The sequence below is a fragment of the Streptomyces sp. NPDC007991 genome, from assembly GCF_042958445.1.
Classification (GTDB): Bacteria; Actinomycetota; Actinomycetes; order Streptomycetales; family Streptomycetaceae; genus Streptomyces.
In genome coordinates, this window is the sequence record NZ_JBIBJD010000001.1 from 942,806 (window position 1) to 964,304 (window position 21,499).

The 21,499-nt window shown below is 73.0% G+C and carries 21 protein-coding genes; 13 read left to right on the plus strand and 8 right to left on the minus strand.

All coding sequences use genetic code 11. The features are described 5' to 3' along the window. Nucleotides 1–23 precede the first annotated feature (23 nt). Together ACFZDA_RS04020 and ACFZDA_RS04025 are read left to right on the plus strand one after the other, a co-directional pair. On the plus strand, nt 24–566 hold the full coding sequence (locus ACFZDA_RS04020; protein ID WP_391074414.1) for an MOSC domain-containing protein: 543 nt from the start codon (nt 24–26) through the stop codon (nt 564–566). A gap of 171 nt (nt 567–737) precedes the next feature. Next, nucleotides 738–2,357 (plus strand): ATP-binding cassette domain-containing protein, encoded by a 1,620-nt coding sequence (locus ACFZDA_RS04025; RefSeq protein ID WP_391074417.1) that lies wholly within the window; start codon nt 738–740, stop codon nt 2,355–2,357. A 21-nt stretch (nt 2,358–2,378) separates the two neighbouring features. On the opposite strand, the gene ACFZDA_RS04030 is transcribed toward ACFZDA_RS04025, so the two are convergent. Beyond that, nucleotides 2,379–3,479, minus strand: coding sequence for a Vms1/Ankzf1 family peptidyl-tRNA hydrolase (locus ACFZDA_RS04030; RefSeq protein ID WP_391074420.1), 1,101 nt, complete (start codon nt 3,477–3,479; stop codon nt 2,379–2,381). Nucleotides 3,480–3,543: 64 nt separating this feature from the next. Between ACFZDA_RS04030 and ACFZDA_RS04035 the strand changes: the two genes are divergently transcribed. Next, nucleotides 3,544–3,831 (plus strand): DUF6158 family protein, encoded by a 288-nt coding sequence (locus tag ACFZDA_RS04035; protein WP_391074423.1) that lies wholly within the window; start codon nt 3,544–3,546, stop codon nt 3,829–3,831. A 490-nt stretch (nt 3,832–4,321) separates the two neighbouring features. On the opposite strand, the gene ACFZDA_RS04040 is transcribed toward ACFZDA_RS04035, so the two are convergent. The 4 genes from ACFZDA_RS04040 to ACFZDA_RS04055 form a co-directional block, all read right to left on the minus strand. After that, nucleotides 4,322–6,424: a catalase gene (locus ACFZDA_RS04040; protein WP_391074426.1), complete on the minus strand. Its 2,103-nt coding sequence runs from the start codon at nt 6,422–6,424 to the stop codon at nt 4,322–4,324. Continuing rightward, nucleotides 6,424–6,966, minus strand: coding sequence for a DJ-1/PfpI/YhbO family deglycase/protease (locus ACFZDA_RS04045; RefSeq protein ID WP_391074429.1), 543 nt, complete (start codon nt 6,964–6,966; stop codon nt 6,424–6,426). Before ACFZDA_RS04045 ends, ACFZDA_RS04040 begins: the two co-directional genes overlap by 1 nt. A 109-nt stretch (nt 6,967–7,075) precedes the next feature. Next, nucleotides 7,076–7,507 carry a CBS domain-containing protein gene (locus tag ACFZDA_RS04050; protein ID WP_391074432.1) on the minus strand — a complete coding sequence of 144 codons (432 nt, stop codon included), beginning with the start codon at nt 7,505–7,507 and terminating at the stop codon, nt 7,076–7,078. An 80-nt stretch (nt 7,508–7,587) separates the two neighbouring features. Beyond that, nucleotides 7,588–7,989: a DUF2795 domain-containing protein gene (locus ACFZDA_RS04055; protein WP_391074435.1), complete on the minus strand. Its 402-nt coding sequence runs from the start codon at nt 7,987–7,989 to the stop codon at nt 7,588–7,590. A gap of 159 nt (nt 7,990–8,148) precedes the next feature. On the opposite strand from ACFZDA_RS04055, the gene ACFZDA_RS04060 reads away from it, so the two are divergent. Continuing rightward, complete coding sequence (locus ACFZDA_RS04060) at nt 8,149–8,334, plus strand: hypothetical protein (protein WP_391074438.1); 186 nt, start codon at nt 8,149–8,151, stop codon at nt 8,332–8,334. Here the strand turns inward: ACFZDA_RS04060 and ACFZDA_RS04065 are convergent. Further along, a complete protein-coding gene (locus ACFZDA_RS04065) occupies nt 8,288–10,081 on the minus strand; it encodes a thiamine pyrophosphate-requiring protein (RefSeq protein WP_391074441.1) in 1,794 nt (597 codons plus the stop codon). The two genes, ACFZDA_RS04060 and ACFZDA_RS04065, sit on opposite strands and share 47 nt — an antisense overlap. A 243-nt stretch (nt 10,082–10,324) precedes the next feature. On the opposite strand from ACFZDA_RS04065, the gene ACFZDA_RS04070 reads away from it, so the two are divergent. The 4 genes from ACFZDA_RS04070 to ACFZDA_RS04085 all read left to right on the plus strand — a co-directional run bounded on the left by ACFZDA_RS04070 (nt 10,325) and on the right by ACFZDA_RS04085 (nt 14,580). Beyond that, complete coding sequence (locus tag ACFZDA_RS04070; protein ID WP_391074443.1) at nt 10,325–11,119, plus strand: SigB/SigF/SigG family RNA polymerase sigma factor; 795 nt, start codon at nt 10,325–10,327, stop codon at nt 11,117–11,119. A gap of 155 nt (nt 11,120–11,274) precedes the next feature. Continuing rightward, entirely contained in the window at nt 11,275–12,084 is an 810-nt protein-coding gene (locus tag ACFZDA_RS04075; RefSeq protein WP_391074446.1) for a hypothetical protein, read from the plus strand. A gap of 190 nt (nt 12,085–12,274) precedes the next feature. Continuing rightward, on the plus strand, nt 12,275–13,522 hold the full coding sequence (locus ACFZDA_RS04080; protein ID WP_391074614.1) for an aminotransferase class I/II-fold pyridoxal phosphate-dependent enzyme: 1,248 nt from the start codon (nt 12,275–12,277) through the stop codon (nt 13,520–13,522). Next, nucleotides 13,519–14,580, plus strand: a complete 1,062-nt coding sequence (locus ACFZDA_RS04085; protein WP_391074449.1) for an MBL fold metallo-hydrolase — start codon at nt 13,519–13,521, stop codon at nt 14,578–14,580. The genes ACFZDA_RS04080 and ACFZDA_RS04085 overlap by 4 nt, the downstream gene beginning before the upstream one ends. A 3-nt stretch (nt 14,581–14,583) precedes the next feature. Here ACFZDA_RS04085 and ACFZDA_RS04090 read toward each other — a convergent pair whose 3' ends face one another. Together ACFZDA_RS04090 and ACFZDA_RS04095 are read right to left on the minus strand one after the other, a co-directional pair. Then, nucleotides 14,584–15,195 (minus strand): VTT domain-containing protein, encoded by a 612-nt coding sequence (locus tag ACFZDA_RS04090; protein ID WP_391074616.1) that lies wholly within the window; start codon nt 15,193–15,195, stop codon nt 14,584–14,586. 38 nt (nt 15,196–15,233) lie between these two features. Continuing rightward, nucleotides 15,234–16,007: an MBL fold metallo-hydrolase gene (locus tag ACFZDA_RS04095; RefSeq protein ID WP_391074452.1), complete on the minus strand. Its 774-nt coding sequence runs from the start codon at nt 16,005–16,007 to the stop codon at nt 15,234–15,236. An 84-nt stretch (nt 16,008–16,091) separates the two neighbouring features. On the opposite strand from ACFZDA_RS04095, the gene ACFZDA_RS04100 reads away from it, so the two are divergent. From ACFZDA_RS04100 to ACFZDA_RS04120, 5 genes are all read left to right on the plus strand, one after another. Then, nucleotides 16,092–16,493: a hypothetical protein gene (locus ACFZDA_RS04100; protein ID WP_391074455.1), complete on the plus strand. Its 402-nt coding sequence runs from the start codon at nt 16,092–16,094 to the stop codon at nt 16,491–16,493. 97 nt (nt 16,494–16,590) lie between these two features. Then, on the plus strand, nt 16,591–18,663 hold the full coding sequence (locus ACFZDA_RS04105; protein ID WP_391074458.1) for a phage holin family protein: 2,073 nt from the start codon (nt 16,591–16,593) through the stop codon (nt 18,661–18,663). Between the two features lie 120 nt (nt 18,664–18,783). Then, nucleotides 18,784–19,212, plus strand: coding sequence for an OsmC family peroxiredoxin (locus ACFZDA_RS04110; protein WP_037668927.1), 429 nt, complete (start codon nt 18,784–18,786; stop codon nt 19,210–19,212). A gap of 124 nt (nt 19,213–19,336) precedes the next feature. Continuing rightward, on the plus strand, nt 19,337–20,713 hold the full coding sequence (locus tag ACFZDA_RS04115) for a hypothetical protein (protein ID WP_391074462.1): 1,377 nt from the start codon (nt 19,337–19,339) through the stop codon (nt 20,711–20,713). Then, nucleotides 20,710–21,450 carry a glycerophosphodiester phosphodiesterase family protein gene (locus ACFZDA_RS04120; RefSeq protein ID WP_391074465.1) on the plus strand — a complete coding sequence of 247 codons (741 nt, stop codon included), beginning with the start codon at nt 20,710–20,712 and terminating at the stop codon, nt 21,448–21,450. Before ACFZDA_RS04115 ends, ACFZDA_RS04120 begins: the two co-directional genes overlap by 4 nt. The last annotated feature ends 49 nt before the right edge of the window (nt 21,451–21,499 follow it).

Genomic DNA, 21,499 nt, shown 5'->3' on the forward strand with positions numbered 1-21,499 from the left:
GACCGAAGAGGGGGAACCGAGGTATGAGCGGGCGAGTGACAGCGGTCAGCAGCAACGGGCAGTACTCGTTCACCAAGCCGAACCGGGACAGCATCAGGCTGCTCGCCGGGCTGGGGGTGGAGGGGGACGTGCACGCCGGTGTGACGGTCAAGCACCGGTCGCGCATGGCGCAGGATCCCACCCAGCCGAATCTGCGCCAGGTGCACCTCATGCACGAGGAGCTCTTCGCCGAGGTCGGTGCGGAAGGGTTCACGGTGGCGCCCGGCGGACTCGGCGAGAACATCACCACGAAGGGCGTCGATCTGCTCGGTCTGCCGGTCGGCACGCTGCTGCGCATCGGAGGCAGCGCGGTGCTGGAGGTCACCGGCCTGCGCAACCCCTGCCTGCAGATCGACACCTTCCAGGACGGGCTGCTGAAGCGGGTCGTGGGGCGCGACGAGGCGGGGAACATCGTGCGCAAGGCCGGGATCATGAGCGTGGTACGGGAAGGGGGCGTGGTGCGCCCCGGCGACGCGATCGCGGTGGAACTCCCTGCGGGGCCGCACCGGCCTCTGGAGCGAGTCTGAGCCGTTGCAGCCGGGGCCGGGTGGGGGGAGGCACGACGCAGGCCCATCGCGCCGTTCCGAGGACGGACACCCCCGGCGCGGCCCCGACTCACGACCACCCGCGGGCGCGGGCGCGCACCCCCACCGGAAACACGTTTGCCCGCGGCGCCGTCGCCGCGCACAATCGCGCCCATGGGTCACCTCGAAGCAGCGCATCTGGAGTACTACCTGCCCGACGGAAGGGCGCTGCTGGGTGACGTGTCGTTCCGGGTCGGGGAGGGGGCCGTCGTCGCCCTCGTGGGACCCAACGGGGCCGGGAAGACGACCCTGCTCCGCATGCTCGCCGGTGAGCTCAAGCCGCACGGCGGAACCGTCACCGTCGGCGGCGGACTCGGCGTGATGCGGCAGTTCGTCGGATCCGTACGCGACGAGAGCACCGTACGGGACCTGCTCGTGTCCGTCGCCACCCCCCGCATCCGCGAGGCGGCCCACGCCGTCGACATCGCCGAGCACGCCATCCTGACCGTCGACGACGAGGCCGCCCAGCTGAAATACGCCCAGGCCCTCGCCGACTGGGCCGAGGCCCGCGGCTACGAGGCCGAGACACTCTGGGACATGTGCACCACGGCCGCGCTCGGCATTCCCTATGAGAAGGCACAGTGGCGCCAGGTCCGCACCCTCTCCGGCGGCGAGCAGAAACGGCTCGTCCTGGAGGCCCTCCTGCGCGGCACCGACGAGGTGCTCCTCCTCGACGAGCCCGACAACTACCTCGACGTCCCGGGCAAACGCTGGCTGGAGGAGAGGCTCGCCGAGAGCCGCAAGACCGTCCTCTTCGTCTCCCACGACCGCGAACTCCTCGCCCGTGCCGCCCAGCGGATCATCTCCCTGGAACCCGGCCCCGCGGGCGCCGACGCCTGGGTGCACGGCGGTGGTTTCGACACCTACCACGACGCCCGCCGGCAGCGGTTCGAGCGCTTCGAGGAACTGCGCAGGCGCTGGGACGAGAAACACGCCCAGCTGAAGAAGCTGGTGCTGACGCTCCGTCAAGCCGCCGCCGTCAGCCATGAGATGGCCTCTCGCTACGCCGCCGCCCAGACCCGGCTGCGCAAGTTCGAGGAGGCCGGCCCGCCGCCCGAGCCGCCCCGCGAGCAGGACATCAGGATGCGACTCAAGGGCGGCCGCACCGGCGTCCGGGCCGTCACCTGCGAAGGACTCGAACTCACGGGCCTGATGAAGCCCTTCGACCTGGAGGTCTTCTACGGCGAACGCGTCGCCGTCCTCGGCTCCAACGGCTCCGGCAAGTCCCACTTCCTGCGGCTCCTCGCCGGCGGCGACGTGGCGCACACCGGCGCCTGGAAACTGGGGGCCAGGGTCGTACCCGGCCACTTCGCGCAGACGCACGCGCACCCGGAGCTGGAGGGCCGCCCGCTGCTCGACATCCTGTGGACGGAACACGCACAGGACCGCGGCGCGGCGATGTCCCGGCTGCGCCGCTACGAGCTGACGAACCAGGCCGAGCAGACGTTCGACCGTCTGTCCGGCGGCCAGCAGGCCCGCTTCCAGATCCTCCTGCTGGAGCTCCAGGGTGTGACGGCGCTGCTGCTCGACGAGCCGACCGACAACCTGGACCTGGAGTCCGCGGAGGCACTCCAGGAGGGCCTGGAGGCCTTCGAGGGCACGGTCCTCGCGGTCACGCACGACCGCTGGTTCGCCCGCTCCTTCGACCGCTACCTGGTCTTCGGCAGCGACGGCCGGGTCCGCGAGACCCCGGACCCGGTCTGGGACGAACGCAGGGTGGAACGGGCCCGCTGAGGGCCCGGCCCCGCTCCCCGTTCACTTCCAGCGGAGCAGCGCCCCCAGTCCGCCGGCCGGAACCTCGCGCTCCGCGACGGCCAGTGCCGCGGCGTCCGTCGCCACGGCCGACCGGATCAGCGCGTCGTCCGCCCGGGCCGGCCAGGAGTGCTGCTCGCCGAGGATCTTCAGGTCCGTACGCCGCACAGCGACCTGGTCCGGGTCCTCGCCGATCCACACCTCACGGTGCGCGTCCGGGCCGTCCGGCCTGATCAGCAGCTCGTCGATACGGCGCTCGCGTGCCGCCTCGATCAGCGCGGGCACGCCCTCCACGGCTCCGGCCCGGCCCTCGTCGTCCGGGTTCCGGGCGGCCCGGAACCGCTCCAGCTCCGCCTCGGCCTGCCGCGCCACATGCTCGGCGCGGGCCCGCTCCACGTCCTCGTCGAGGAGCCGGCTGCCGCTGCCGTGCGGCGCCTCGACGACGAGGTCGTGCAGCCGCTTGGGCAGCCGCTCGTGCACGGACCGCCGCTCTCGGTCGTCGCCGACGAGAATCAGCAGGTCGGCGCGGGTCTCCTCCTGGCACACGGCGAGCGCGTCGGCGATCTCCGCGGCGTTGTGCTCCCAGGTGTTCTCCACCCGCAGCTGGAAATGCCGCTCGGACCAGTCCACGGAGCTCGTCCGGTGCACCGGCCACTGGCGCCCGGTGACGCTCCCGGCGTCGTCGCTGCCCAGTGCGCTGCGCAGCTCGAAGTCGGCGCCCTTGCGGTCGACGTACGCCACCACGCACACCGGGTCCCCGCCGGCCAGCTCCAGCAGCGGCGTCACACGCGGCAGCGGGGCCCATTCGGCCCAGTCGCCGCCCTGCGGGGGACGGGCCAGCGGCGGGTCGAGGACCACCTCGCCGGCGCGGGCGAACAGGGCCCGGCCGTGCGGTTCGGAAGAGTGCCGCAGGTCCTCGATCGCGCTCTGCACGGCCCGGCAGGTCGCCTCGTCCGCGCCCTGGTCGGCCAGCTGCCTGGCCATCGCCCGGGCCGTGAGCTGCCGCTCGTGGGGGGTGGCCTCCGTATGCCGGGAGGTGTCGACATACACCGAGGCCCAAGGCCCGGGGTGTTCGTACAGTGGGTGCAGAAAGGCGAGATCCATGGCTCCCTCCCGGATGCCGCTCGGGGTAGTGCTCAGTTGCTCCCCGGGCGGGTACCCGGACCACATGAACGAACACGACGAGCGGGGCAACACCATGACCGGAGTGGACCCTGACCGGCTGGACGACCAGCAGCTCATGAAGGAGCTGGAGACCATCCACCGCACGCGCCACGACACGCTGCTCTACGGCTCGAACGACGCGCTGCGGGCCCACAACGAGCGCATGGCGCAGCTGGAGGGCGAGTTCCTGCGCCGCAACCCGCGCCGCCCGGTGGCCGCGGGCCGCACCCGCGAAGGGGCCCGGGAACGGGGAAGCGGCCAGTCGACGACCCCCACGACCCCGGCCACCTGAGCCCCTGGCAGACCAGCACCGACGCAACCCGCCCGGCCCGGCACCCCCGCCCGGCCCGGCACCCCCCGCCCGGCCCGGCACCCCCGCCTGGCCCGGCACACCCGCCCGGCCCGGCACCGGCCCATCGCGGCCCGGCCCACGCCGGATCCGCACGGCAAACGTGACCGGCCCGCGCCGGCGCTTGGCGAGCGGAGCCGCGCAGGCAAGTCACGACCTGTTCCGCACCGCGCAGGCGTGACCCGGCCCGCGTCGGCGCACCCGAGCCGGCCCGCCCGGCACTAGCGTGTCCCGGCCCCGCGCCGCAGCTTCGCCAGCGGGGCGGCACCGGCGCGACGCGAGCCGCTCCTCGTCGGCACGACCGCGACCCCCGTCCGCAGCGGCACAACCCGAGCCGCATCCCACCGGCACAACCCAAGACGCCCCCCCGCAGCACAAAGCGAGCCGGACCGCGCCCCCACAAGCGCGGCCCGGCCCAGCCTCGGCCCCCGGCTCAGTGCCGCACCGGCCCCCGCCCCCAATGCCGGTGCGCCGCGATCACGGAACAGAACGCGTTCAGGAACTCCTCGCTCGCCGGACCCGGCGACGTGTCCGTCACCACGCCCTGGTCCGTGACCACGCGCTGGAACTCCGTCGACACCCGCAGCCCCTCGGGCTCCAGCGCCGACAGGACGCCCACGCCCGAGCCGAGCGCGCCCACCGGCTTGCCGTGCCGGTAGGCGTCCCGGACGAACCGCACCGCGTCCGGGTCGGCCGCCGTCGGCGGGGTACCGACGGGTCCGCCGGGCAGCAGCACGGCGTCGTACAGCACGGACGCCACCGTCGGCAGCGCACGGTCGACCGCGTACGTCTCACCGTCGGACCCGGTGATCGTCCCGTCCGTCGCGGCCAGCGCCTCGACGATCGCCCCCTCGGCGGCCAGCCGCTCCCGCACGGAGGTGATCTGCTCGGCGTCCACGCCGTCGGTGACGAGCACCGCGATCTGCCGGGTCCGGATCGAACCGTCCCCGCGCAGCGACTCCAGGCTGAGCGCGGGGGAGGCCAGCTTGGACGCGGCCTCCGCGGCGGACGGCTCCGGCACCCCGACACCCCGCGCCACCTGCACCGCCAGCTCCCCGTCGACCTTGGCCAGGTGCTCGACCGTACGCGCCCGCACGGTCATCGCACCCACCTTGCCGAGCTCGAACCGGAACGCCTCGACGATGTGCTGCTTCTCCCAGTCCGCCATGCTGTTCCAGAACATCGCCGGCTGGCTGTAGTGGTCCTGGAAACTGGGACTGCGGCGCCGGATCTTGTGGCCGTCCACCCGTTCGGCGGCATGCGTGTACGCACTTCCCCCGGCGCCCGCGTGGGCCGGGCAGCCCCCGCCGAGCGAGTTCGGGAAGTAGTTCGTGCCGGAGTGGATCGCGCTCTGGTGGTAGCCGTCGCGCTGGTTGTTGCGCACCGGCGCGACCGGCCGGTTCACCGGCAACTGCGAGAAGTTGGGCCCGCCGAGCCGGATCAGCTGGGTGTCCAGGTAGGAGAAATTCCGCGCCTGGAGCAGCGGGTCGTTGGTGAAGTCGATCCCGGGGACGACGTTGGCCGTGTGGAAGGCGACCTGCTCGGTCTCCGCGAAGAAGTTCTCCGGGTTGCGGTCCAGCACCATCCGGCCGATCGGCCGCACCGGCACCTGCTCCTCCGGGATGATCTTCGTCGGGTCGAGCAGATCGAAGTCGAACGCGAACTCGTCCTCCTCCGGCACGAGTTGCACCCCCAGCTCCCACTCGGGGTACTCGCCCGCCTCGATCGCGTCCCACAGGTCACGCCGGTTGAAATCCGGGTCGCGGCCCTGGCACTCCTGCGCCTCGTCCCACACCAGCGAGTGCACGCCGAGCCGCGGCTTCCAGTGGAACTTCACGAACGTGCCCTTGCCGTCCGCGTTGACGAACCGGAAGGTGTGCACGCCGAAGCCCTGCATCATGCGGTAGCTGCGCGGGATCGCCCGGTCCGACATCAGCCACATGATCGCGTGCAGCGTCTCGGGCTGGAGGGACACGAAGTCCCACAGGGTGTCGTGCGCGGACGCGCCCGTCGGTATGTCGTTGTGCGGCTCGGGCTTCACCGCGTGCACGAAGTCGGGGAACTTGATCCCGTCCTGGATGAAGAAGACGGGGAAGTTGTTCCCGACCAGGTCGTAGTTGCCCTCCGACGTGTAGAACTTGGTCGCGAAGCCGCGCACGTCCCGCACGGTGTCCGCCGAGCCCTTGGGGCCCTGCACGGTCGAGAACCGTACGAACACGGGCGTGCGCACGGCCGGGTCCTGGAGGAACGCCGCACGGGTGAACTCCGCGCAGGACTCGTACGGTTCGAAGTAGCCGTACGCGCCCGCGCCCCGGGCGTGCACCACCCGTTCCGGGATCCGCTCGTGGTCGAAGCGGGTGAGTTTCTCCCGGAAGTGGAAGTCCTCCAGCAGCGTCGGACCGCGCTCGCCCGCCGCCAGGGAGTCGTCGGTGTGGTCGACCTCGACTCCCTGGTCGGTGGTGAGCGGACCGCCGGCCGGATCGTCCGCCGTGAAGGCTTCGCGCTGCTGCTGTTTCCGGTCGGCGGGAGACGCCATCAGGCGGCCTCCTCGCCGAAGACGTCGAGGAAGGTCTCGCAGAACGCCTTCAGGTCGTCCGGCTTACGGCTGGTGACCAGCTTGTTGGCACCGTGGTCACAGACCTTCACCTGCTCGTCGACCCAGGTGCCGCCCGCGTTGCGGATGTCGGTCCGCAGGCTCGGCCACGAGGTCAGCACCCGGCCGCGTACGACGTCCGCCTCGACCAGCGTCCACGGCGCGTGGCAGATCGCCGCCACGGGACGGCCGTGCTCGAAGAAGTCCCGGACGAACGCGACGGCCTTGTCGTCCATCCGCAGGAAGTCCGGGTTGGCCACACCGCCCGGCAGCACCAGCGCGCCGAACGCGTCCGGCGCGGCCTGGCCCACGACCTCGTCCACGGGGAAGGTGTCCGCCTTGTCGAGGTGGTTGAACGCCTGGATCTCTCCCTCCTGCGTCGACACCAGCACGGGCTCGTGACCGGCGTCCTTCGCGGCCTGCCAGGGGTCGGTCAGCTCGACCTGCTCGACGCCCTCGGGCGCCACCAGAAATGCGATACGCATGATGCTCAACGTCCTTTCCCGGAGCGTGCGGCGCTCCAGCGGGCCGCGTCGCTCCGCGCGTTCCTCTCGTTCTTGCGGATGGCTGTGGTCTCGTTCGCCTCTCCGGTACTCACACCTCACCCCGGGCGTCCGGCTCGGCGCGGCTGATGTCGGCGAGCGCCGACGCGGGGTCCTCGGCCTCGGCCAGGTCGCCGAGGCTCACCATCCCGACCGGCAGCCCGTTCTCCACCACCGGCAGGCGGCGCACCGCGTGCTCGCGCATCAGCGCGGCCGCGGTCGCCACCCGCTCGTCCGGCGTCACCGTCACCGGATGCGGTGTGCACACCGACTGCGCGCTCACCGTCATCGGGTCGGCACCGTCGGCCACCGCCCGCACCGTGATGTCACGGTCGGTGAGCACGCCGATCACGTCCTGCCCGTCGGCCACCACCACGTCGCCGATGTTCTGGGTGCGCATCAACTGCGCCGCCTCGACGAGCGAGGCGTCCGGGCGTACGGCGACCACACCCGGGGTCATCACGTCCTTCACCAGCGCGGCCATCACTGGGGCCCTCCCTCCGTTCCCCGGCCGACGGGGCACCACGGGCGGTCGGCCCGCCCGCGGCACACCCGGCGCGGTCCCTACGCGTATTCCTCCGGTCCCGTCTCCCGGGCCCGGACCAGAGCCTGGGCGAGCTCCTGGACATTGCCGTAGCGCTCCTGGCGCGGCAGCCGCTCCAAGGCCTCGACGAGGGCGTCGGGCGCCTGGTGGCCGCGCAGCTCGCGGACCAGGTCGCGCGCGCTCGCGGGGAACGCCCGGCGGCCCAGGATCCGGGCCAGCTCCAGGCGCACCGACTCCAGGGACGACGGCGCACGGCTCGGCGTCACCGGCCCGTGCGCGACCTCGGGGTCGTCCTCGGCGGCCGGCTCCGGGTCGTGCCACTCCTCACTGCGGGTGGGGTGCCCGGACCTGAGCAGCCCCTGGAGTTCGTGCTTCATCTCGTCGTCACGGTGGACGCTCAGCCGGTCGCTGCCTCGCTGCATGTCTCCCTCCAGACGTTCGGGGGTCCGCACCGCGTACCCGAACACCGGGAGCCGACACGGGCTCGGCACCCCGGATCGATGCCCTCCCCACGGGTTTGCGCCACGGCCTGCGGGAGACCCGGATCACACCCCCCACTCATCTCTGGGGAAGGACACGCCATGGCGATGCTCGCTGTGCTGCTTCCGCTGCTCATGCTCGGAGTGGTGCTGCTGCTGGGCCGCTACGAGGAGCTGCTGCTGCCACAGGACGACGCCGACCGGCGCGAACCGGCCGGCGTAACCCCGGCGGCGGCGACCGCTACTTCTTCTCACGCCCCGGCAGGAACTCCTGCATCTTCGCCTTGAAGCCCTGCTTGACCACCGATCCCCGGTCCGCGTCGCCCTTCAGGACCGACGCGGCGGTCGCCTCCATCTGCTCCCAGGTGGCGTGCGGCGGGATCGGTGGGACGGCCGGATCGGTCAGGAACTCGACCACCGCGGGGCCGTCCGCCTCCAGTGCGGCACGCCAGCCCGCCTCGACGTCCTCCGGCTTCTCCACCCGGATACCGGTCAGCCCCAGGGACCGCGCGAACGCGGCGTACTGCACATCCGGGATCGCCTGCGACGGCAGGAACTGCGGCGCGCCCTCCATGGCCCGCATCTCCCACGTGACCTGATTCAGATCCTGGTTGTTCCACACGGCGATCACCAGCCGCGGGTCCTCCCACTCGTGGCGGTACTTCGCCGCCGTGATCAGCTCCGCCATCCCGTTCATCTGCATCGCCCCGTCGCCCACCAGCGCGATCGCGGGCCGGTCCGGGTGCGCGAACTTCGCGCCGATCACATACGGCACCCCGCAGCCCATCGTCGCCAGCGTGCCGGAGAGCGAGCCCCGCATGCCCGGCCGCATGGTCAGGTGCCGCGCGTACCAGTTGGCCGTCGAACCCGAGTCGGAGGCGACGATCGCGTTGTCCGGCAGCAGCGGGTCCAGGGCGCGGGCCACGTACTCCGGATTGATCGGGTCGGCGTCCAGTCCCGCACGGCGCTCCATGACCTCACGCCAGCGCGTCACGTTCGCGCACACCGTGTCGTACCACTCGCGCCCGCGCCCCTCCTGGATCAGCGGGATCAGCCGCTCCAGCGTGGCCTTGGCGTCGCCGACCAGGTTCACCTCGTACGGGTAGCGCATCCCGACCATGTGCGGATCGATGTCGATCTGCACGCCGCGCGCCTTGGCGAACTCGGGCAGGAACTGGGTGTACGGGAACGACGACCCGATGGTCAGCAGCGTGTCGCAGTCCCGCATCAGCTCGTACGACGGACGCGTGCCCAGCAGGCCGATCGAGCCGGTGACGTAGGGCAGTTCGTCGCTGAGGACGTCCTTGCCGAGCAGCGCCTTGGCGACACCGGCGCCGAGCAGCTCGGCGATCGACTCCACCTCGGCCCGCGCGCCGGCCGCGCCCTGGCCGACCAGGATCGCCACCTTGTCACCGGAGTTGAGGATCTCGGCGGCCCGCCGTACCGATTCGTCGGACGGCACGGCCGTCCACGAGCTGCGGTCCAGGCTGGAGGGCACCATCTTGAACTCGTGCGTCGGCGGCGAGTAGTCGAGCTCCTGCACATCGCCGGGGATGATGATCGCGGTGGGACAGCGGCGCGCGTACGCGGTACGGATCGCCCGGTCCAGCACGTTCGGCAGCTGCTCCGGCACGGTCACCGTCTCCACGAAATCGGAGGCGACGTCCTTGTACAGCGTGTGCAGATCCACTTCCTGCTGGTAGGAGCCGCCCATCGCGGTGCGGTGCGTCTGGCCGACGATCGCCAGCACCGGGACATGGTCCAGTTTGGCGTCGTACAGCCCGTTCAGCAGATGGATCGCGCCTGGGCCGGACGTCGCCGTGCACACGCCGAGACGGCCGCTGAACTTGGCGTAGCCGACCGCCTGGAACGCCGACATCTCCTCGTGCCGCGACTGCACGAAACGGGGCTGGTTCTCGGCCCGGCCCCATGCGGCGAGCAGGCCGTTGATGCCGTCGCCCGGATAGCCGAAGACCTGCTCGACCCCCCACTCGCGCAGCCGCTCAAGGACGTGGTCGGAGACCTTGGTGCTCATGTACGACCTCCCGGACGTATGGGGACAGAGCCATCGGTACGAGTCACCCTGCGCGACGCTGGAAAACCTCTCCGGGTTTGCGGGCGGGGGCCGGGGGCAGGCGCACCTCAGTGCTTCGGACAGGAGGCACGTCCGTGGGAGCGGCGAATCGCGCCGCCACCGGTGCTCCTGGTCCGCACCAGTCGACGCGCTCCCACGGTGACCGTCCAACCCAGAGCACCTGCAAGGGAATTGCGACGCATCATGCCGATCCACACCAGCGCGAAGCAGCACGCCCACGACGACGCCCCCGACACCGCCGACGCCTTCCGCAGGCTCGCCACACTGCCCGCCGGCCCCGAGCGCGACGCGATCCGCGACGAGATCGTCGAGGCCTGGCTGCCCATGGCCGACCGGCTCGCCGGACGCTTCCGCAGCCGCGGCGAGAACTTCGAGGACCTGCGCCAGGTCGCGGCCCTCGGCCTGGTCAAGGCCGTCGACCGGTACGACCCCGAGCTCGGCAACGCGTTCGAGAGCTACGCCGTGCCCACCATCACCGGCGAGATCAAGCGGCACTTCCGCGACCACATGTGGACCCTGCACGTGCCTCGTCGCGTCCAGGACCTGCGCAATCGTGTCCGGTTCGCCTCCCAGGACCTGTCCCAGACCATCTCCGGCCGGCGGCCCACCGTGGCGGAGATCGCCGAGCACGCGAAGCTGAGCGAGGAGGACGTGAAGACCGGCCTGGAGGCCCTGGAGAGCTTCACGGCCCTGTCCCTGGACGCGGAACTGCCCGGCAGTGAGGACGGGTACTCCCTGAGCGACGCGCTCGGGTCGCCCGATCCGGCGCTGGACACGGTCGTGGACCGTGAGGCGGTGAAGTCGCGGCTGGCGGCGCTGCCGGAGCGGGAGCGGGCGATTCTGTACATGCGGTTCTTCGGGGACATGACGCAGAGCCGGATCGCCGAGGAGATGGGGATCTCGCAGATGCATGTGTCCCGGCTCATCAGCCGGTGCTGCGGGCGGGTCCGGGAGCAGGTCATGCGGGATGTCGCCTAGCACCGTGGGAGTGGTCGCCGCGGCCCCTGAGACGTTGCGGTTCACCCGGTTGGAGGGTGCTGTCCCGCTAATGGGGGCCGGGCGCGCGCGGCGTTCCCCGGGGCGGGCTGTGATGGCAGAGGGACGTTCCGCCGTCGCCCGAAGGAGTCCCCGCCATGCGCCGCACCCGTCACGCACTCTTCGTCGCCGTCCTGGCCGGCTCGGCCCTGGTCGGGTTCGCTCCGGTCGGGGTCGCCGAACCCGCCGCCGAGGTCGGTCCGGCCGCCGTGGAGCCCGGTGGCACGGTCACCGTCTCGGTCAGCTGTGATCCGACCGGGGGGTCGCCGCCCGACAGCATCGACGCGACCTCGCAGGCCTTCGACGAGGGTACGATCCCGTTGAACAAGGTGACCGGCAACGACGACGAGGTGTCCGGCCCGGCCTACCGGGGCACGGCCCATGTCGCCCCCGCGGAGAACTTCGAGGGGGATCCCGACGCCCTCGGCGATGACTCGGCGTGGACCGTCGACGGCACCTGCCCGGCCGCTCCCGGCGGGGAGGGCGCGCCGTGGAGCGCGACCTTCACCGTGGCCCAGGGCGGTGGCGACCACAAGCCGTCCCAGCCGACTCCCGAGCCCGCCCACCAGCCGACTCCGGAGCCCGCCCACCAGCCCTGCTCCGACGAACCGCGTGCCGAAGCAGGTGGCGAACCGCGTGCCGAAGCGGGTGGTGAACCGCGTGCCGAAGCGGGTGGCGAACCGCGCGACGAAGCGGGTGGCGAACCGCGCGACGAAGCAGGTGGCGAACCGCTGCGCCGCACCGCCGAGTGCGGAGGCGCGGTCGTCCAGCGCGGTGTGCGCGCCGGTGACGGCGGTGCCTTCTCCGACTCCGTGCCCGCCCTGGTCGCGGGCGGAGTACTGATCGCGGGCGCGTTCGGTGCCGCCGTGCACCGGCTGCGCCACCGGGAGAGCGACCCGTACCGCTGAGCTCCGGCGCGCACCACCGCCCCGCAAGCCCCCCGCTTCCCCCGGCCCGGCCCGCTCATGCTGTGACCGTCACAACCCGGCCGGGCGCCCATGGGGCGACGGCCCCATGGGTACTCAGTGGCCGAGGGCACGGGCGACAGGGCACGAGCGAGGCCGACAGGACATGGCAGCAGGCACTGCGGAGGTACGGATGCGGCGGACGGACCCGGAAGGCCACGGCCCCGTCCGGTTCGGGCCGCCGCTCCCCGAGGACGGGCTGCCCGTACTGCCGGAGCTGTCCGCCGTGCTCGCCGCCGCGGCGTCCCGGGGCGGCCACGAGCCGGTCGGCGGGGGAGAGGCCCTGCGGGAGGCCGCCTGCGGCTACTGGGACCGGCGCGGACTGCACTGCGACCCCGGCCGGGTGGCCGCCGGCCCCGGCGCGCCCGCGCTGCTGCTCGCCCTGACCGCCGCCCTCGGCGGTGACGTGCTCGTACCGAGACCCTGCGCCGCCTGGTGGGCGCCGTACGCCCGGCTGCTGGGGCGCCCCGCCTTCCACGTGCCGGTCCCGCCGGAGAGCGGCGGCGTGCCCGACCCGTACGCCCTGCTGGAGACCGTGCGCCGGGTCCGCGCCGAGGGCGGCGACCCGCGCCTGCTCGTGCTGTCCGTCGCCGACGACCCCACGGCCACCGTCGCCCCTCCCGAGCTGCTGCACGAGACCGTCGAGGCCGCCCAGGGGGAGGGCCTGCACCTGGTCAGCGACGAGACCTGGCGCGACACCCTGCACGACCCGCACGACACCGTGCTGCTCAGCCCCGCCGAGATGCTGCCCGACCGGGTCACCGTCGTCACCGACCTGGCCGGTGCCCTCCTCCCGCCCGGCTGGCCGGCCGCGGTGGCCCGCTTCCCGGCCGGAGAGGACGCCGACGGCCTCCACGCGCGCGTGCTCGACGTGCTCACCGCGCTCGACGCCCGGGTCGCCGCCCCCGTCGCCGCGGCGGCCGCATACGCGCTGGGGGAACCGGAACCCGTCACCACGCGCGTCGCCACCGCCGTGCGCCTGCACGCCCGCCTGGCCGCCGAGGCGCACGCCGCCGTCGTGGCGGCCGGCGCTCTCGCCCGGCCCCCGCAAGCCGGCCGCCATCTGTACGTCGACCTCGCTCCGCTGGGCCCCGCGCTGAGTGCGCACGGCATCGGCGACGCCCAGGAACTGGAGGACTTCCTCACCGCCCGCCTCGGCATGCCCGCGCCCGGCGGCCACCGCTTCGGCGACGAGCTCGAAGCCCCGCGCGTGCGGCTCTCGACCGGCGCACTGCTGGCCGGCTCCGACACGGAACGCGCGGAATGCCTCACCTCACCCACGCCGCTGGAACTGCCCCACGTGCAGCGCGCGTTGATCCACCTGACATCGGCCTTCGACGATCTCCGCGACGACGCTCAGCGATGGGAGCCTCCTCGATGACGCAGCAGTCCGAGTCGACCACGAGCACCACCACTCGGGAAGCCGGCGACGCGGCCCTCCCGTCCCCTCTCGCGCCCCCGTACCCGCCGCTGGCCGAACCGAGACCACTGGCCGAACACCGGGTGTGGCCGCGCACGTTCCACGACCGGCTCACCGCCCCGCTCCCCGGCCTGAGGGCCATGACCCGCTTCGCCCGCGAGGGCGCCGTGCGACCGGGCCCGGAAGGCCTCGCCGACATCCCCCGGCTTCCTTACGCCCCCGGCCCGCTGCCCCGCGTCGACGCCCGCACGGTCGCCGTCACATGGGCGGGACACGCCAGCTGGGTCCTGCGCATCGGCGGGCTCACGGTCCTCACCGACCCGGTCTGGTCCCGGCGGATCCTCGGCACCCCGGCCCGCATCACGCCCGTGGGCGTCCCCTGGGAGGAACTGCCGCGCGTCGACGCCGTCGTCATCAGCCACAACCACTACGACCACCTGGACGCCCCCACGCTGCGCCGCCTCCCGCGCGACACCCCCGTGTTCGTCCCGGCCGGACTGGCCCGCTGGTTCCACCGCCGCCGCTTCACGCGGGTCACGGAACTCGACTGGTGGGAGGCGGCCGAACTGGACGGCGTCCGCTTCGACTTCGTCCCGTCCCACCACTGGTCCAAGCGCACCCTCACCGACACCTGCCGCAGCCTGTGGGGCGGCTGGGTCCTGACCGACCAGGAGGGCCGGCGCGTCTACTTCGCGGGCGACACGGGCTACGGCCACTGGTTCTCCCGCATCGGCCGCCGCTACCCCGGCATCGACCTCGCCCTCCTCCCCATCGGCGCCTACGACCCCCGCTGGTGGCTCAGCGACGTCCACTGCGACCCGGAGGAGGCGGTCCGCGCGGCCCAGGACCTGGGAGCGACCAGGATGGCCCCCATGCACTGGGCCACCTTCGTCCTGTCGGCAGAGCCGGTCCTGGAGCCCCTCACCCGCGTCCGCGCGGCCTGGGAGAAGACAGGCCTGCCCCGGGAGAACCTGTGGGACATGCCGGTCGGCGCTTCAAGGGTGCTGCCCGGGAACTGATCCCTACCGAACCCGCCGCACCACACCCGGCACCACACTGATCACCAAGGTCAGCCCGATCGCCGCCACAACCCCCTCCCACGGCTCATCGAACAACGACCCCCCGAGAATCCCGATCAACTGATAGGTCACGGCCCAGGCCAGACAGGCCGGCAGATTCCCCCGGGAAAACCTCCGCAGCGGCCACTTCGCCAGAAGACACGCCAGCATCACCGGAATCCGCCCCGCCGGCACCAGCCGCGACAGCACCAGCACCGCCACACCATGCTCGGCGAGTTTCGTCTGCGCCTGCTCCAGCCGGTCCTCCGGCGCCCGCGCCCGGATCGCCTCCAGCCAGCGCGAGCCGTTCCTCGACTTCATCCCGCGCCGCCCCAGCCAGTACAGCGCCGCATCGCCGAGGAACGCCGCCAGCGACGCCGTCACGAACACCATCGCCAGCGAGAACGGCGCCGTCTGGTGGAAGGCGACCACCGCCGCCGAACTCACCAGCGCGCCCGTCGGGATCACCGGCACCAGCGCCCCGACCAGCACCAGCACGAAAAGCGTCGGATAACCGATCGCCTGCTGCGTCGACTCCGGCACCACGGACGCCGGGGTGACGGCCGACACCGCCAGCAGAGGCACGGCGGCCTGCGCCACCGGCGCGGTCCAGATCACCGCGCGACCTCCAGGCGCACGCTCTCCCCGTGCCCGAGCCGGTGCACCGCCACGCCGGGCGCGTGCCGCGCCGCGAGCCGCACGAACTCGTCGCCCGGCGCATGGAACTCATGGGGGCGCACGGCGTCCATCCCGATCGGCCAGTACGTGCCGTAGTGCACCGGCACCGCACTGCGCGGCGCCAGCCGGGCCAGCGCCTGCGCCGCCCGGCCCGCGTCCAGATGGCCCTCGCCCAGGTACGGCCCCCAGCCGCCCACCGGCAGCAGCGCCACCTCGACCGGCCCGACCTCCTCGGCCATGTCGTCGAACAGCCCCGTGTCCCCGGCGAAGTACGTCCGGGCCTCGCCGGCCATGACGTAACCGAGTGCGGGGGAGCGGTGCGGCCCGAGCGGCAGCCGGCGTCCGTCGTGCCGCGCGGACACGGCCCGTACGACGATGTCGCCGACCGGGATCTCGTCCCCGGGCGCCACCTCGCTGACCCGCAGGTGCGTGAGCCGGCGCAGTCCCGGCACCGCCCGGCGCGCGCCCCGGGGCACGAGCAGGCGCGTGCCCGGAGCGAGCCGCATCAGCGACGGCACATGCAGGTGGTCGGCGTGCAGATGCGAGACCAGCGCGACGTCCGCCAGGTGGGCGCCGGGAGGCGGCAGGTCCCCGCGCCGGCGGCGCAGGTGCGCGAGCCGGCGTGCGAACAGCGGATCGGTGAGCACGCGTACGTTCGAGTCCTCGACCGTGCAAGTGGCGTGACCCCACCAGGTGATCTCCACCGGCACTCCTTTGCCCCCTTCGCGCGACTCCCCGAAGCCTACGTGCAGGAGTAGGGTCGGCGGCGAAAACCGGAGGTGAGGGGGGACGCCATGGTGCCGGTCCGGGTCACGGCGATCGCGAGTCTGACGCCGCTGGAGGAGCTCGACGACGATCCGTTCCTGGTCGACTCCCGCAGCCAGCACGCGATGTGCGCCCGCTGGGCCGCCGAGCGGGGCTATGTGATCAGCCGGGAGTTACTGGTCCGGGGGCTGCGTCCCGACCACTGCGCGCTGTGGGACGGCGTCCGCCCCGGCCTGGACCTGTTCGTGGCACCCAGCCGCAGAGTGCTGGAGAGCGCGCTCGCCTCCGTCGAGGAGTTCACCGCGGAGTGCGTGCGGCGCGGGGTGCGCGTCGAGACGGTCGGGCGCGCGGAGCCGGCGTACGACGCGGCGATGAAGGCGTGCGTGCACCGCCGGCTGTCGATGCCGACCGCCGGCTACGACGGCCGCTGAGGCGACGGTCCGGGGGACACCGGGCGTCCCCGGAGCGTTGTGGCACTGTGGGTGGGAGCCCGTGGTCGCGACGGGCCGGGACGTGAGGTGGCGGGGCGTGCGGGGCGTGCGGTGGCGGCGGGTCGCCAGTCAGGTCGGGCGGAGTGTCGCCGTGTGGGCGGTCTCCACCCTCACCATGCTCGTGCTCGCCGGGATCCTGCCCGACTTCCGGCTCCGCTCGGCGGACGGCGACAGCGCGACCGACATCGCCGTCACGGCGGCCTTCGGCGCCGGTGCCTTCGGTGTGCTGTCGGCCGTGGTCTGGCCGTTGCTCGTCCGGCTCCTGCTCCTCGTACCGGCGCTCGTGCTCGGGCTGCTGGTGTTCTTCCTCAACGGCGCGCTGCTGCTGCTCGCCCTGCGCCTCGACCCCGGGGAGCGCGGCACCGCCGCCCCGGAGACCGCCGTCGTCGTCGCCGCCGTGATGTCCGCCGTGGCGTCCGCCACCGGCGCCGCCCTGGCCGTGCGCGACGACGACGCCTACCGCCGCCGGCTGTACCGCCTCTCCGACCGCCGCCGCCGGTCCGGCCCGCCCTGCCCGCCCAGCCCCGGCACGGTCTTCCTGCAACTCGACGGCGTCGGCCACGACATCCTGCTGGACGCCGTCGGCCAGGGCCTGATGCCCACCGTCGCCCGCTGGCTCGGCACCGGCGACGGCGCCCGCCCCACCCACCGGCTCACCCCCTGGCGCACCGACTGGTCCAGCCAGACCGGCGCCAGCCAGCTCGGCATCCTGCACGGCAGCAACCACGACGTGCCCGCGTTCCGCTGGTACGAGAAGGACACCCGCGAGGTCGTGGTCTGCAACCGCCCGACCAGCGCCGCCGAACTCCAGCGCCGTGCCGTCGGATACGCGGGGCACGGCGGCCTGCTCACCGTCGACGGCGCCAGCCGCGGCAACCTGTTCAGCGGCGGCGCCGAGCAGCAGGCCCTCGTGCTGTCCATCGCCGCCCGCCGCCGCAGCCGGGAGAACCGCTCCCGCGCGGGCTACTTCGCCTACTTCTCCGACCCGGCCAACGCCGTGCGCACCGCCCTGTCGTTCGTCGCCGAGGTGGTCCGGGAGATCGGCCAGTCCACGCGGGCCCGCCTCGGCAAGCAACGCCCGCGCGTCTCCCGCGGCGGCCTCTACCCGCTCGTGAGGGCCTTCGCGACCGTCGTCGAGCGGGACGTGGTCGTGGCCGCCGTGATGGGCGACATGCTCGCCGGCCGCACCGCCGTCTACGCCGACCTCGTGGCCTACGACGAGGTCGCCCACCACTCCGGCCCGGCGAGCCGCGATGCGCGGGGGGTCCTCGAACGCCTCGACCGCTCGCTGGCTCTGATCGAGAACGTCGCCGAGCACGCCCCGCGCCCGTACCGGATCGTCGTGCTGTCCGACCACGGCCAGAGCCCCGGCGAGACCTTCCGCTCCCGCTACGGCCTCACCCTCGGCGACCTGGTGCGGGCGGGCTGCGGACTGCCCGTGCCGCGCCGCGCGGAGCGCACCCGCAGTGGGACGGAGGCCCGCGCCGCCGTTCGCGCCGCCCTGCGCATACCGGTCGAGGAGGGCGGCGAGCGGCACCGCCCGACGCGCCGCTCGGAGCCGATCGTGCTGGCCTCCGGCAACCTCGGCCTGGTCTCCTTCCCGGACGTCACGCACCGCATGAGCAAGGAGGAGATCGACGCCCGCCACCCCGCGCTGCTGCCGACCCTCGCCAACCACCCCGGCATCGGCTTCCTGCTGGTGCGCAGCGAGGAGCACGGCGGGGTCGTCCTCGGCGCGTACGGCGCCGAGATACCGCTGGCCGACCTCGACGACAACCCGGGCCCGCTCGCCGCGTTCGGCCCGGGCACCGCCGACGCGGTACGTCGTACGCACTCCTTCCCGCACACCGCCGACATCATGGTCAACTCCTTCCACGACCCGGCCGACGGCGAAGTCCTCGCCTTCGAGGAGCAGATCGGCTCGCACGGCGGCCTCGGCGGCGAACAGGGCAACCCCTTCCTGCTGTCGCCGCTCGGCTTCTCCGCGCCGGTCGGCGAGGGGGAGGAACTCGTCGGCGCCGAACACGTCCACCGCGTCCTGCGCCGCTGGATGCGCGAGTCGGACGGCCCCCAGGTGCCGCTGGAGACCAGCGAGGAGCGCGCCGCCTGACCGCGCGAGGTGCCGGTGGGTGCCAGAGGGCAGGTCTTCCGCGTGCGTCGAGCGGGAGTGTGATCGGATGGTGGCCAGGAACCCGGTCGCGGTTCCGGATACTCATCGAAAGGATGCGTCATGGCAGCCACGCGCTCCGCACACACCGTGTGGGAAGGCAACCTGTTCAAGGGTAACGGCGTCGTCACCTTCGACTCCTCCGGCATCCTCGCCGAGCAGCCGGTCAGCTGGGCGGCCCGCACCGAGGAGCCGGGCGGGAAGACCAGCCCGGAGGAGCTGATCGCCGCCGCCCACTCCAGCTGCTTCTCGATGGCCTTCTCCAACATCCTCGACAAGGCCGGCACCCCGCCGACCAAGCTGGTGACCTCCGCCGACGTCACCTTCCAGCCCGGCGAGGGCATCACCGGCATCCACCTCACCGTCGAGGGCACCGTCCCCGGCATGGACGAGGCGGCCTTCCTCGCCGCCGCCGAGGAGGCCAAGGTCGGCTGCCCCGTCAGCCAGGCCCTGAAGGCCACGCCCATCACCCTGACCGCCAAGCTCGCCTGACCCGCTCCACCCACCTCGCGCGGGCCCGCCCACCAGGGCCGGGCCCGCGCGACGTCGTCGGTTCACGATCCGCACCCGGGGTATGAACCAGACGCTCTGCCGCCGAGGGGCCGGAAGGAACACGATGCTGCCGGGAACGTCCACCAGCGCGACGGCGCTCGACTCCGCCACCCGGGACCGGACCCGCGTCCTGCTGCTGTTCAGCCTCTCCGGCCGGCTCCGCCCCCGGGACTCCGCCCTCGTCGACCGCTACGACTTCGGCCGTTTCGCCTCCCACCTGATGTCCAGCCAGGACGTCCTGCCCGTCCCGGTGCTGGACGAACAGATCGCGCCCCGCCGGCTGCGGCTGCCGCACGGCGACCACGGCCTGGGCCTCGCGTCCCTGCGGATCCTCGTCGTCACCACCCCGCGCGGCGACGCCACCCTCGTCGTGGACTGCGCCTTCGCGGGCGAGACCACGGCCGGCGACCTCGCCGCCTGGCTGGCCACCACCTGCTTCGACCGGGAGCGGATCGAACTCGACGACCGCCCGCTCCTGCAGACGCTGACCGGACAGCTCGGCGGCCGGCCGCTCACCCTCGGCCAGAACGTGCACCAACTGGTGTTCCCCGGCGGCCGGTTACAGCGCGAGCTGCTCAGCGCCGACGAGGCCCGCAAGGCGATCCTGCTGAACGAGATCGTCTACCGCGGCCGGATGCCCTGGAACCCCGCCACGCCACACGACGCGAGCTTCGCGCCGCACCTCAGGAACCACGGCGTCACCCTGTCCGCCCTCGGCCGGGGCGTCTCCGTCCAGGCCGGCTGGGCCCCGCACGTCGAGAACGGCCTGATGCTCGTCGCCATCGGCATGATCTCCGCCCTGGCCGTGCTCCAGCGCACCCGGCTCGCCGCCTTCGCGACGATGAAGGCCAACGAGCAGGCCCTGACCGACTCGCCCACCGAGATCCGCTCCCTGATCTCCCGCCTCTCCGCGGGCGTCAACGAACTCCAGCTGGACCTCGCCTTCGGCGTCGAGGCCTACGTCGACAGCCTGCTGATCCCCGAGATGGTCATGGAGGCGTTCCAGTCCGCACTGCGCGACGCGCTCGGCATCCGCGACAGCCTGGAGAACTCGGCCCGCATGGTCGAGCGCCTGACCTCGGTGATCAGCGCCCGCTCCGCCGTCCTGGACGCCGAACTCGCCGAGCGCGACGAACGCCGTGACCGCACCGTCTCCGGCCTGGTCGCCGCCGCCACGCTGATCGCCCTGCCGCCCACTCTGCTGCTGGCCTTCTTCGGCGTGAACGGCACGAACGTCGACGAGCACCGCTCCATCCTCGACCTGCGCGCCTACGCTCCGGCCTACGCGCTGGCCTGGCTGCCCTTCGTGGTCCTGGTCCTGATCGGCTACGTCCTGCTCAGACGGATCAGCACCCGCTCCGGCTCGCTGCTGCCGGCGCCCGACGACGACACCGCCCCCGTCCCGCCTCCACGCTCACCCTCCGGGAGCCGACGACCATGACGCCCCGCCCCGCCGTCTCCGCCCACCGGGGCGGCTCCGAGCGCGCCGGACCCGCCACCTGGCAGGCGTACAAGGACGCGCTGGAGTCCGGCGCGGAGTACGCCGAGTTCGACATCCGCCGTACGAAGGACGGCGTCCTCGTCGTCTACCACGACCCCCGGGTCGGGCCCACCGGGCCGCCGCTGGCCGCGCTCACCCACGCCGAGCTGAGCGAGCGGGCCGGATACGACGTGCCGGTGGTGGACGAGGTGATGGCGCTGATCGCCGGGAAGCTCGTGGCGCACCTGGACCTGAAGGAGGTCGGCTACGAGCGGGAGGTGATCGACCGGGCGGTGGCCCTGCTCGGCGTGGACGGGTTCGTCGCGACGTCGCTGGAGGACTGCTCCGTGGCCGCCGTCGCACAGGGCTTCCCCGGGGTGCGGACCGTGCTGGCCCTGGGGCGCGACCGCCGGGAGCTGGACCTGGCCCGGCTGCCCGGGACCCGGCTGAGCGAGCTGTTCCCGGTCCGCCGCATCCGGGCCTGCGGGGCCCACGGCGTCGCCGTGCACCACCGGCTGGCCAGGACCACCGTGCTGCGCGAGGCGACCCGGCACGGCCTGTTCACCATGGTGTGGACGGTCAACGACGACACCCTGATGCGGGCCTTCCTCGCCCACCCGCGGGTGGACGTGCTCGTCACCGACCGGCCCCGGCGGGCCGTGGCGCTGCGCGGGCCGGCCACCCCCTCGCGCCATTGACAACAGCGCACTCAGGTTTTGTGCTGGAAAGGAGAGCGCCCTGGCGGAA